Annotated in this window: 10 protein-coding genes; all 10 read left to right on the top strand. The window is 66.1% G+C overall.

Annotation, left to right across the window (positions count from 1 at the left end; translation table 11 throughout):
* The first annotated feature begins 136 nt into the window (after nt 1-136).
* Nucleotides 137-1,384 (top strand): allantoin permease, encoded by a 1,248-nt coding sequence (locus E8F12_RS12165; RefSeq protein WP_280325552.1) that lies wholly within the window; start codon nt 137-139, stop codon nt 1,382-1,384.
* A 159-nt stretch (nt 1,385-1,543) separates the two neighbouring features.
* Nucleotides 1,544-2,602: a biotin synthase BioB gene (gene bioB, locus E8F12_RS12160; RefSeq protein ID WP_280289252.1), complete on the top strand. Its 1,059-nt coding sequence runs from the start codon at nt 1,544-1,546 to the stop codon at nt 2,600-2,602.
* A 116-nt stretch (nt 2,603-2,718) separates the two neighbouring features.
* The gene (gene bioF / locus E8F12_RS12155) at nt 2,719-3,900 is read left to right on the top strand and encodes an 8-amino-7-oxononanoate synthase (RefSeq protein WP_280325492.1); all 1,182 of its coding nucleotides are present in this window, start codon (nt 2,719-2,721) and stop codon (nt 3,898-3,900) included.
* Complete coding sequence (locus tag E8F12_RS12150; protein ID WP_280325491.1) at nt 3,893-4,618, top strand: alpha/beta fold hydrolase; 726 nt, start codon at nt 3,893-3,895, stop codon at nt 4,616-4,618. The genes bioF and E8F12_RS12150 overlap by 8 nt, the downstream gene beginning before the upstream one ends.
* Nucleotides 4,611-5,426 carry a malonyl-ACP O-methyltransferase BioC gene (bioC, locus tag E8F12_RS12145; protein ID WP_280325490.1) on the top strand — a complete coding sequence of 272 codons (816 nt, stop codon included), beginning with the start codon at nt 4,611-4,613 and terminating at the stop codon, nt 5,424-5,426. Before E8F12_RS12150 ends, bioC begins: the two co-directional genes overlap by 8 nt.
* 1 nt (nt 5,427) lies before the next feature.
* Nucleotides 5,428-6,120, top strand: a complete 693-nt coding sequence (bioD, locus tag E8F12_RS12140; RefSeq protein ID WP_280325489.1) for a dethiobiotin synthase — start codon at nt 5,428-5,430, stop codon at nt 6,118-6,120.
* A 136-nt stretch (nt 6,121-6,256) separates the two neighbouring features.
* Complete coding sequence (locus E8F12_RS12135; protein WP_280325487.1) at nt 6,257-6,505, top strand: hypothetical protein; 249 nt, start codon at nt 6,257-6,259, stop codon at nt 6,503-6,505.
* A gap of 278 nt (nt 6,506-6,783) precedes the next feature.
* Complete coding sequence (locus tag E8F12_RS12130) at nt 6,784-8,589, top strand: phenylacyl-CoA dehydrogenase (protein ID WP_280325485.1); 1,806 nt, start codon at nt 6,784-6,786, stop codon at nt 8,587-8,589.
* 174 nt (nt 8,590-8,763) lie between these two features.
* Entirely contained in the window at nt 8,764-10,557 is a 1,794-nt protein-coding gene (locus tag E8F12_RS12125) for an acyl-CoA dehydrogenase C-terminal domain-containing protein (protein WP_280325483.1), read from the top strand.
* Between the two features lie 190 nt (nt 10,558-10,747).
* On the top strand, nt 10,748-12,524 hold a 1,777-nt coding region (locus E8F12_RS12120; protein ID WP_280325482.1), incomplete at its 3' end, for an acyl-CoA dehydrogenase C-terminal domain-containing protein.

Here is a 12,524-nt window from a genome sequence, read left to right as displayed (position 1 = left end):
TGTGCAGGGGGCCGCTGCGGTCCCCTGCTGCCGCAATTCCCGGATTTCATCTTGTGGAGAAACCAAGATGGCAAGCCTGTCGACACAAGAACAAGACATCGACCTTTCCACTCAACCCGTTCCCCTCGATGCCCGCATGGGCAAGTTTTCGCTGACCATGGCCTGGTGGGCCGTGTGCAGCGCCATGTTCTACATCGTGGTCGGCGCCTCGCTGGCGCTGGCCTATGGCGCGCGCAACGCGATCATCGGCATGTTGCTCTCGGTGGTCTGCTACGGCCTGGTCAACGCGGTGATCAGCCGCTTCGCCGTGCGCAGCGGCCTTTCCGTGGCGCTGTTTTCCCGCGTGCTGTTCGGCCGCCTCGGCGCCTCCCTGGCGACGCTGATCTTCTTCTCCACGGCGATCTACTACGCGGTCTTCGAGGGCTCGGTGATCGCCGTGGCGTTCAACCATCTCTACCCCTCAATTTCCTACCCCGTGGCGGCCCTGCTGGTGGTGCTGTACAGCGTGCCGCTGATCTTCGGCAGCGTGCAGAACTGGCTGGACAAGTTCAACGGCGTGCTGCTGCCCTTCTACCTGTTCGGCCTGCTGGCCGCCGTGGCGCTGTCCATCGGCGAGTACGGCTACCAGCCGCAGTGGCTGGACTTCGGCCCCGCCGCGCCTTCGTCCACCGGCTGGTGGGATTGCTTCACCGCCTACATGGGCGTGTGGGTGCTGATGATGTTCACCTTCGACTACGCCCGTTTCGGCAAGCCGGGAGATGCCCGCTACCACGGCCGCTGGAATTTCGGCATGCCCTTCTACCTGGTGACCTTCCTGCTCAACGGCATGGCCGGCATCTACCTCGCCGCGAGCATCCCGCGCCAGGGCGAGCTGAGCGAAGTGACGGTGGTGCTGGCCATCCTCCAGCTCATGGGCATCTGGGGCCTGCTGTTCGTCTGGGTCACCCAGACGCGGATCAACACCGCCAATTACTACCTGGCCACGGTGAACATGCAGGCCTTCTTCGGCGACCTGCTGCGCCTGCGTCAATCGCGCCTGGCCTGGGCCCTGGTGGCGGGGGCGGTGGTCTACGGATTGATGCTGGCGGACGTCTTCGCCTGGCTGCTCAAGGCTTTGGCCTGGCAGGGCGTGTTCGTGGTGGCCTGGGTCGGCGTGGCGCTGGCGCACATCCTCGGCAAGGGCGCGGCCCTGGTGACCGATTCCCCCAACCTGAATGCTGCGGGGCTGGCCGCCTGGTTTTGCGGCGTGCTGCTGGGCTTCGCACTGATGCAGGCCGGTGGTGTGCTGCAGTCGTTCTCGGCGCCGCTGACCTTCCTGGTCTCGGCGGGCGTATACGCTGCCACCATGCGTTTCGCCAGGTCCGCGCGACCTGTCCTGGTGTAAGGGAAGGCGTGATCAATAAATGATCAGATGTCGACCTGTGTCGCGAACATGGTTGACAGCGTCGCATCTCCACTTATGATGCCCTGAGCCTGAATTCCCGGACTTCACGTCCGGGTATCCCTGACAAGAGGCGCCACACAAGCGTCGAAGGAAACCTCCATGAGTGCAACCGCATCCATCGCTACCCGTCACGATTGGTCCCTCGCCGAGGTGAAGGCTCTGTTCGAGCAGCCGTTCAACGACCTGCTGTTCCAGGCCCAGACCGTTCATCGCGCGCACTTCGACCCGAACCGGGTACAGGTTTCCACCCTGCTGTCGATCAAGACCGGCGCCTGCCCGGAAGACTGCAAGTACTGCCCGCAGTCCGGCCACTACAACACCGGCCTGGACAAGGAAAAGCTGATGGAAGTGCAGAAGGTCCTGCAGGCCGCCGCCGAGGCCAAGGCCATCGGTTCGACCCGCTTCTGCATGGGCGCCGCCTGGAAGCATCCGTCGGCCAAGGACATGCCCTATGTCCTGGAAATGGTCAAAGGCGTGAAGAAACTCGGCCTTGAGACCTGCATGACCCTGGGCAAGTTGACCCAGGAGCAGACCCAGTCGCTGGCCGAGGCGGGCCTGGACTACTACAACCACAACCTGGACACCTCGCCGGAGTTCTACGGCAACATCATCACCACCCGCACCTACAGCGAGCGTCTGCAGACCCTGGCCTACGTGCGCGAGGCGGGGATGAAAATCTGCTCCGGCGGCATCCTCGGCATGGGCGAGTCGGTGGACGACCGCGCCGGCCTGCTGATCCAGCTGGCCAACCTGCCGGAACACCCGGAGTCGGTGCCGATCAACATGCTGGTGAAAGTGAAGGGCACCCCGCTGGCGGAAGAGAAGGACGTCGATCCGTTCGACTTCATCCGCACCCTGGCGGTGGCGCGCATCATGATGCCGAAGTCCCACGTGCGCCTGTCCGCCGGCCGCGAGCAGATGAACGAGCAGATGCAGGCCCTGGCTTTCATGGCCGGCGCCAACTCGATCTTCTACGGCGAGAAGCTGCTGACCACCACCAACCCCCAGGCCGAGAAGGACATGCAGCTGTTCGCCCGCCTCGGCATCAAGCCCGAAGAGCGCGAAGAGCACGCCGACGAAGTGCACCAGGCCGCCATCGAGCAGGCCCTGGTGGAGCAGCGCGACTCGCAGCTGTTCTACGACGCCGCATCCGCCTGATACCGCGTCACCGAACCCTGTAGGAGCGAGGGGGACGCCGAGTTCTTGCTCGCGAACCCTTTGCGGCTCCTGCAGGTTCGCCAGCAAGCTGGCTCCTACGAAAAACCGAACTGCCCATGCCTTTTGATCTCGCCTCCCGCCTTGCCGCTCGCCATGCGGACAACCTCTACCGCCAGCGCCCGTTGCTGGAGAGCCCGCAGGGGCCTGAGGTGCTGGTCGATGGCCGGCCCATGCTGGCCTTCTGTTCCAACGACTACCTGGGCTTGGCCAGCCATCCCGAGGTGGCCCGTGCGCTGCGCGATGGCGCGGAAAAGTGGGGCGCCGGTGGGGGGGCCTCGCACCTGGTGATCGGCCACAGCGGCCCGCACCACGAGCTGGAGCTGGCACTGGCCGAATTCACCGGCCGTCCTCGTGCGCTGCTGTTCTCCACCGGCTACATGGCCAACCTGGGAGCCGTCACCGCGCTGGTGGGCAAGGGCGATACGGTGCTGGAAGACCGCCTCAACCACGCTTCATTGCTGGATGCCGGTTTGCTTTCCGGGGCGCGCTTCTCCCGCTACCTGCACAACGATGCCGCCAGCCTGGCCGGCCGCCTGGAAAAGGCCGAAGGCAATACCCTGGTAGTCACCGACGGCGTGTTCAGCATGGACGGCGACCTCGCCGACCTGCCGGCGCTGTGCCAGGAGGCGCGGAAGAAGGGCGCCTGGGTGATGGTGGACGACGCCCACGGTTTCGGCCCCCTTGGCGCCACTGGCGGCGGCATTGTCGAGCACTTCGGCCTGGGCCAGGACGACGTGCAGGTGCTGGTGGGCACCCTGGGCAAGGCCTTCGGCACTGCGGGCGCCTTCGTCGCCGGCAGCGAGGAGCTGATCGAGACCCTGATCCAGTTCGCCCGGCCCTACATCTACACCACCAGCCAGCCGCCCGCCGTGGCCTGCGCCACCTTGAAGAGCCTGGAACTATTGCAGCGCGAGAGCTGGCGCCGCGAGCATCTGGACAAGCTGATCCGGCGTTTCCGTGAGGGCGCGGCGGAAATCGGCCTGACCCTGATGGACAGCCCGACGCCCATCCAGCCCATCCTCGTCGGCGATAGCGCCCGCGCGCTGAAGCTTTCCGCCTTGCTGCGCGATCGCGGCATCCTGGTCGGTGCCATTCGGCCGCCTACCGTGCCGGCCGGCAGTGCGCGCCTGCGCGTCACCTTCTCCGCCGCCCATAGCGAAGAGCAGCTTGAATCTTTGCTGAGCGCCCTGGCTGAATGCTGGGCAATCCTGGCGAAGGAGGAAGCCATCGATGCGTGAACACCTGATTCTGCTGCCGGGCTGGGCGATCGGCCCGGCCGCCCTCGAACCTCTTCGCGAAGCCTTGCAGGAACTAGCGCCGCACCTGGCGGTGGAGATCGAGCCGCTGCCAACCCTGGACCAGGCCGGCGCCTGGCTCGACGAACTGGATGCGCGCCTGCCCCGCGACAGTTGGCTGGCCGGCTGGTCCCTCGGCGGCATGCTGGCGGCGCAACTGGCCGCGCGCCGTGGCGACGCCTGCCGCGGGCTGATCGGCCTGTGCAGCAACCTGAGCTTCCGCGACCGCGACGACTGGCCCTGCGCCATGTCCCAGGAAGTCTTCGCGGCTTTTCACGAGGCCTGCCGGCTCGACCCCGGCCTGACCCTCAAGCGCTTCACCATACTGGTTGCCCAGGGCGCGCGGGATGCCCGCACCCTGGCGCGCCAGCTGCAGGTCACCCAGCTGCCGACCGAGCCCAAGGTGCTGGATGCCGGCCTGCGCCTGCTGGACGTGCTGGATACCCGCGCGGCACTGCAAGGTTACGGCGGGCCGCAACTGCATCTGTTCTCCGGCCGCGATGCGCTGGTGCCGGCCGCCGCCGCCAAGGCCCTGCTGGAGTGGCTGCCGGACGTCGAGGTGCAGGTCTTCGAGGAGGCCAGCCACGGCCTGCCGCTGGAGCGGCCGGAAGAGGTGGCGGCGGCCATCCTCGGCTTCATGCGTGAGGGTGACGATGTCTGATCCAAGGATCGCAGTCGAAGCCGAGGGCCAATTGCCGGACAAGCGTCAGGTGGCGGCTTCCTTCTCCCGCGCGGCGGACAGCTACGACAGCGTCGCCGCCCTGCAGCGTGCCGTCGGCAACGAGCTACTGCGCCGCTTGCCGGATGGCTTCGCGCCGCAACATTGGCTCGATCTGGGTTGCGGCACAGGACATTTCTCTCGCGCCCTGGCCGGGCGCTTTCCCGCCGCCGAAGGCCTGGCCCTGGATATCGCCGAAGGCATGCTGCGCCATGCCCGCCCACAGGGTGGCGCCAAGCGTTTCATCGCCGGCGATGCCGAGCACCTGCCGCTGGCGGGCAACACCCAGCAGCTGATCTTCTCCAGCCTCGCCGTGCAGTGGTGCGCGGACTTCGCCGCCGTGCTCGCCGAGGCCCGCCGCGTGCTGCAGCGGGGCGGCATCTTCGCGTTCAGCAGCCTCTGCGTCGGCACCCTGCAGGAACTGCGCGACAGCTGGCATGCGGTGGACGGCTTCGTTCACGTCAATCGCTTCCGCCGCCTGGAGGACTACCAGGACCTCTGCGCCGCCTCAGGCCTGTTGCCGCTGGACCTGAGCAGCCAGCCGGAGGTCCTGCATTACCCCGACCTGCGCAGCCTTACCCATGAACTCAAGGCCCTGGGCGCGCACAATCTCAATCCCGGACGGCCCGGAGGGCTCACCGGACGCGCGCGCATCCTCGCGCTGGTGGAGGCGTACGAGCGCTTCCGCCAGCCCCAGGGGCTGCCCGCCACCTACCAGGTGGTGTACGGCGTGCTGAAGAAGGAAGACTGATATGGCGGTGGCTTACTTCGTCACCGGCACCGATACCGAAATCGGCAAGACAACCATCGCCGCCGGCCTGCTGCACGCCGCGCGGGCCGTTGGACTGTCCACCGCGGCGGCCAAGCCGGTGGCCTCCGGCTGCGAGCCGACGGCAGAAGGCCTGCGCAACGGCGACGCCTTGGCGCTTCTGGGCGAATGCTCGCTGCCGCTGGTTTATGACGAGGTCAACCCGCTGGCCTTTGCCCCGGCCATCGCCCCGCACCTGGCGGCGCGGGAGGCGGGTGTCGAACTGGATGTGGAAGCCCTGGCCGGTCCGGTGCGCCAGGTATTGGCCAAGGGCGCCGACTTCAGCCTGGTGGAAGGCGCCGGTGGTTGGCGCGTGCCCCTGGCCGGTTCGGCCAGCCTGTCCGACCTGCCCATCGCCCTCGGCCTGCCAGTGATTCTGGTGGTAGGCGTGCGCCTGGGCTGCATCAACCATGCGCTGCTGACCGCCGAGGCGATCCTCCGCGATGGCCTGACCCTGGCGGGCTGGGTGGCCAATGTGGTGGACCCGGCCACCTCGCGCCTGGAGGAGAACCTGGCCACACTGGGCGAACGCCTGCCCGCCCCCTGCCTTGGCCGCGTGCCGCGCCTGGCCGACGCGACGCCCGCGGCGGTGGCGGCGTTCCTCAAACTCTCTCCACTGCTGCGGATTGCCGGGTAGGAGCGAGCTTGCTCGCGAAGCCCTTGCCGGGAACGTTCGCGAGCAAGCTCGCTCCTACTACGTCTAGGCCGGATTGCGCGGCGTTGGTTCGGCTGCTTCAATTGCCCGCAACGCCCTTCCACCTTCGGTGTCCGCCATGGAAATCCAGGGTACCTTCAGCGCCGGCCTCGGCGCCATCCAGTCCGGCCAGCGTCGTATCGACCAGGCCGCTGGCGATATCGCCGGCAGCAGCCTGCGCCGAGTCGACCAGCCGCAGGCGGAAGCCGCCGACCTGGCCACCAGCCTGGTCGCCCTGGAAGTCGGCAAGGTCCAGGCCCAGGCCGGCGCCAGAGTCATCGAAACCGCCGACGCCGTGCTCGGTACCTTGATCGACACCCAAGCCTGATCGCTTCCCGGGCCGGTCCAGCCCTTTCCGAACTCCTCCCTCGTTCCTGCTTCCGGCCGGGCGCTGTCCCACTGTTTCTTGATCTTTACTGTCTGAGACAGGGCGGCTGCCTGCTCAGGTGCGTGACCGGTCGGTCGGACGGGACGCTTGACAAGGTTTTGGGGTAAACGTATGTTTCAAACGCCTGTTTGATTGCTTCGGCAATCGCTTACCAGATGCAGCAAGCGACCGGCGCTCCGGTCAGCTGAACTAGGAACCCACCGCAGAGGTTTACCGCTATGCCTGATTACAAGGCCCCCTTGCGTGATATTCGTTTCGTCCGCGACGAACTGCTCGGCTACGAAGCGCATTATCAGAGCCTGCCTGGCTGCCAGGACGCCACCCCGGACATGGTCAACGCCATCCTCGAAGAGGGCGCCAAGTTTTGCGAGCAGGTAATCGCTCCGCTGAACCGTGTGGGTGACACCGAGGGCTGCACCTGGAGCGAGTCCGGCGTGAAGACCCCGACCGGCTTCAAGGAAGCCTACAAGCAGTTCGTCGAAGGCGGCTGGCCGAGCCTGGCCCACGACGTCGACCACGGCGGCCAGGGCCTGCCCGAGTCCCTCGGCCTGGCCATCAGCGAGATGGTCGGCGAGGCCAACTGGTCCTGGGGCATGTACCCCGGCCTGTCCCACGGCGCGATGAACACCCTGTCCGCCCACGGCACCGACGAGCAGAAGCACACCTACCTGACCAAGCTGGTCTCCGGCGAGTGGACCGGCACCATGTGCCTGACCGAGCCGCACTGCGGTACCGACCTGGGCATGTTGCGCACCAAGGCCGAGCCTCAGGCCGATGGTTCCTACAAAGTCTCTGGCACCAAGATCTTCATCTCCGCCGGTGAACACGACATGGCCGACAACATCGTCCATATCGTCCTGGCCCGCCTGCCCGATGCTCCGGCCGGCACCAAAGGCATTTCCCTGTTCATCGTGCCGAAGTTCATGCCGACCGCCGACGGTTCCGCTGGCGAGCGCAACGCCGTTTCCTGCGGCTCCATCGAGCACAAGATGGGCATCCACGGCAACGCCACCTGCGTGATGAACTTCGACGGCGCCACCGGCTACCTCATCGGCCCGGCGAACAAGGGCCTGAACTGCATGTTCACCTTCATGAACACCGCTCGCCTGGGTACCGCGCTGCAAGGCCTGGCCCACGCCGAGATCGGTTTCCAGGGCGGCATCAAGTACGCCCGTGAGCGTCTGCAGATGCGCGCCCTGACCGGCCCGAAAGCTCCGGACAAGGCGGCCGACCCGATCATCGTGCATCCGGACGTGCGCCGCATGCTGCTGACCATGAAGGCCTTCGCCGAAGGCAACCGCGCCATGGTCTACTTCACCGCCAAGCAAGTGGACATCGTCAAGTACAGCCAGGACGAAGAGCAGAAGAAAGCCGCCGACGCACTGCTGGCCTTCCTGACTCCGATCGCCAAGGCGTTCATGACCGAAGTCGGCTTCGAGTCGGCCAACCACGGCGTGCAGATCTATGGCGGCCACGGCTTCATCGCCGAGTGGGGCATGGAGCAGAACGTCCGCGACAGCCGTATCTCCATGCTGTACGAAGGCACCACCGGCATCCAGGCACTGGACCTGCTGGGTCGCAAGATCCTCATGACCCAGGGCGAGGCGCTGAAGGGATTCACCAAGATCGTGCACAAGTTCTGCCAGGCCAACGAAGGCAACGAAGCCGTCAAGGAATTCGTCGAGCCCCTGGCCAAGCTGAACAAGGAGTGGGGCGACCTGACCATGAAGGTCGGCATGGCCGCCATGAAGGACCGCGAGGAAGTCGGTGCTGCTTCGGTGGATTACCTGATGTACTCCGGTTACGCCTGCCTGGCCTACTTCTGGGCCGACATCGCCCGCCTGGCCGCCGAGAAGCTGGCTGAAGGCACCGGCGACACGGCTTTCTACAAGGCCAAGCTGCAGACCGCGCGTTTCTACTTCAAGCGCATCCTGCCGCGTACCCGCGCGCACGTGGAAACCATGCTGTCCGGCGCCAACAACCTGATGGACCTGGCCGAAGAAGACTTCGCCCTGGGTTACTAAGGTTCAAGCGCTGTAGAAAGAGCCCGCCATCCGGCGGGCTTTTTCGTTTCCCGCGCAAGCTGCGGGACGGGGTGGTTATGACGCTGCATTCAGCAGCGGCAGCGTTGTTGTGGGCAGGGCGGGCGCGCAGTAGGGTCGATGGTTCGAGTGCTGCCCTTCCAAGGAGAATCTGCCATGCCCGAATACAAGGCCCCTCTGCGCGACATCAGCTTCCTCACTGACGAAGTCTTCGACTACCCGGCCAGCTACGCGGCCCTGGGCGCCAGCGACGCCACCCCGGACATGGTCGCCGCCATCCTCGAGGAGGGCGCCAAGTTCTGCGAGCAGGTGCTGTCGCCGATCAACCGCTCCGGCGACGAAGAGGAGTGCCAGTGGCGCGACGGCGTGGTGACCACGCCCAAGGGCTTCAAGGAAGCCTTCGCCCAGTACGTCGAGGGTGGCTGGAACGGCCTGGCCGCCGACCCGGCCTATGGTGGCCAGGGGCTGCCGCTCTCCCTCGGGTTGATCATCAGCGAGATGGTCGCCTCGGCCAACCAGTCCTGGGCCATGTATCCCGGCCTGACCCACGGCGCCATGTCGGCGATCCACGCCCACGGCAGCGAAGAGCAGAAGCAGACGTACCTGACCCGCCTCACCGAAGGCCGCTGGACCGGCACCATGTGCCTGACCGAGCCCCATTGCGGCACCGACCTCGGCATCATCAAGACCCGCGCCGTGCCTCAGGCCGACGGCAGCTACGCGATCTCCGGCACCAAGATCTTCATCTCCGCCGGCGAGCACGACATGAGCGAGAACATCGTCCACCTGGTACTGGCCAAGCTGCCCGACGCACCAGCCGGGACCAAAGGCATTTCCCTGTTCATCGTGCCCAAGTTCCTCCCGGCCGGTGAAGGCGTGGGCGAGCGCAACGCGGTGAGCTGCGGCTCCATCGAACACAAGATGGGCATCAAGGCTTCCGCCACCTGCGTGATGAACTTCGACGGCGCCACGGGCTTCCTCATCGGCGAGGCCAACAAGGGCCTCAACTGCATGTTCACCATGATGAACCACGCGCGCCTGGGCACCGGCATGCAGGGGCTCTGCCTGGGTGAGGCCAGCTACCAGGGCGCTGTGCGCTACGCCAACGACCGCCTGCAGATGCGTGCCCTGACCGGGCCCAAGGCGCCGGACAAGGCCGCCGACCCGATCATCGTCCACCCCGACGTGCGCCGCATGCTGCTGACCATGAAGGCCTTTAATGAAGGCAATCGCGCCCTGGCCTACTTCACCGCCCAGCAGCTGGATATCGCCCACCGCAGCGAGGACGCCGCCGCCCGTGAGGAAGCGGAAAACCTGCTGGCCTTCCTCACCCCCATCTGCAAGGCCTTCATGACCGAGTCCGGCCTGGAAGCTACCAACCTCGGCATGCAGGTGTTCGGCGGCCATGGCTACATCCGCGAATGGGGCATGGAACAACTGGTGCGTGACTGCCGCATCGCCCCGATCTACGAAGGCACCAACGGGATCCAGGCGCTGGACCTGCTCGGGCGCAAGGTGCTGGGCAGCCAGGGCAAGCTGCTGCGCGGCTTCACCAAACTGATCCACAAGTTCTGCCTGGCCCAGGCCGAACACCCGCGCCTGAAAGCCCAGGCCGCCGAACTGGCGCGCCTCAACCAGCAATGGGGCGAGCTGACCCAGAAGGTCGGCATGGCCGCGATGAAGAACCCCGACGAAGTGGGCGCAGCTGCGCTGGATTACCTGATGTATTCCGGCTACATCACCCTGGCCTACTTCTGGTTGCGCATGGCCCTGGTCGCCGACGGCAAGCTGCAGGCGGGCGAGGGTGACAGCGCCTACTATCAGACCAAGCTGGCCACCTGCGACTTCTACTTCAAGCGCCTGCTGCCGCGTACCGAGGCCCACCGGGCTGCGGTGGAGGCGGGCAGCGACTGCCTGATGCAGCTGCCGGCGGAGAACTTCTCTCTGTAGCCAGCCTATCGACGGTCGTAAGGCCCGCCCCGCGCGGGCCTTTTTGATGGACAGAGAAGTGCGTGACTACTTTGTTTTATTCAGTCACGTTAAGACTCTATGTGTCTTAAATGTTGTTCATGTACACTTCTGGCCTTATCCGTGAAACCGGCCGCCCTTGGCCACCTGTGAGTGTTTACGAGGTTTGCACATGGCTGACTACAAAGCGCCCCTGCGCGATATGCGCTTCGTCCTCAACGAAGTCTTCGAGGTTGCCAAGCTCTGGGCGGAGCTGCCGGCCCTGACCGAAGTGGTCGACGTCGACACCGCTGCCGCCATCCTCGAGGAGGCCGGCAAGGTCACCGGCGGCGTCATCGCCCCGCTGAACCGCAGCGGCGACGAAGAAGGCTGCCAGTGGAAGGACGGTGCCGTGAGCACCCCGGCTGGTTTCCCCGCGGCCTACAAGACCTACGCCGAAGGCGGCTGGGTCGGCGTGGGCGGTGACCCCGTCTACGGCGGCATGGGCATGCCCAAGGTGATCTCCGCGCAGGTGGAAGAGATGGTCAACGCGGCCAACCTGTCCTTCGGCCTCTACCCGATGCTGACCGCCGGCGCCTGCCTGTCGCTCAACGCCCATGCCAGCGACGAGCTGAAGGAAAAGTACCTGCCGAACATGTACGCGGGTGTCTGGGCCGGGTCCATGTGCCTGACCGAACCCCATGCCGGCACCGACCTCGGCATCATCCGCACCAAGGCCGAACCCCAGGCCGACGGCAGCTACAAGATCAGCGGCACCAAGATCTTCATCACCGGCGGCGAGCACGACCTGACCGAGAACATCATCCACCTGGTGCTGGCCAAGCTGCCGGACGCCCCGGCCGGTCCGAAGGGCATCTCGCTGTTCCTGGTGCCCAAGGTGATGGTCAACGCCGACGGCTCGCTGGGCGAGCAGAACGCGGTGTCCTGCGGCTCCATCGAGCACAAGATGGGCATCAAGGCCTCGGCCACCTGCGTGATGAACTTCGACGGCGCCACCGGCTACATCGTCGATGCGCCGAACAAGGGCCTGGCCGCCATGTTCACCATGATGAACTACGAGCGCCTGGGCGTCGGCATCCAGGGCCTGGCCTCCGGCGAGCGCTCCTACCAGAGCGCCGTGGAATACGCCCGCGAGCGCATCCAGAGCCGGGCGCCGACCGGCCCGGTCGCCAAGGACAAGGCCGCCGACCCGATCATCGTGCACCCCGATGTACGCCGCATGCTGCTGACCATGAAAGCCGCCAACGAGGGCGGCCGCGCCTTCTCCAGCTACGTCGCCATGCAGCTGGACACCGCCAAGTTCAGCGAGGACGCCGCGGTGCGCAAGCGCGCCGAGGAAATGGTCGCCCTGCTGACCCCGGTGGCCAAGGCCTTCCTCACCGACCTCGGCCTGGAAACCACCGTCCACGGCCAGCAGGTCTTCGGCGGCCACGGCTTCATCCGTGAGTGGGGCCAGGAGCAACTGGTGCGCGACGTGCGCATCACCCAGATCTACGAAGGCACCAACGGCATCCAGGCCCTCGACCTGATGGGCCGCAAGGTGGTGGGCAGCGGCGGCGCGTTCTACCAGCACTTCGCCGACGAGATCAAAGCCTTCGCCAGTGGCGCCTCCGCCGAGCTGAGCGAATTCGTCGAGCCGCTGAAGGCCGCCATCGCCAATCTCGACGAGCTGACCGCCTGGGTCCTGGACCGCGCCAAGACCAACCCCAACGAGATCGGCGCCGCCTCGGTGGAATACCTCCACGTGTTCGGCTACACCGCCTATGCCTACATGTGGGCGCTGATGGCCCGCGCGGCCCTGGGCAAGGAAGTCCAGGACGAGTTCTACGCCAGCAAGCTCGGCACGGCGCGCTTCTACTTCGCCCGCCTGCTGCCGCGCATCCACTCCCTGACCGCCTCGGTCAAGGCCGGCAGCGAGTCGCTCTACCTGCTGGACGCCGCGCAGTTCT

It is taken from the genome of Pseudomonas sp. BN102 (assembly GCF_029871245.1).
In the GTDB taxonomy this organism is placed as follows: Bacteria; Pseudomonadota; Gammaproteobacteria; order Pseudomonadales; family Pseudomonadaceae; genus Metapseudomonas.
This window is presented reverse-complemented; position numbering and strand designations above follow the sequence as displayed.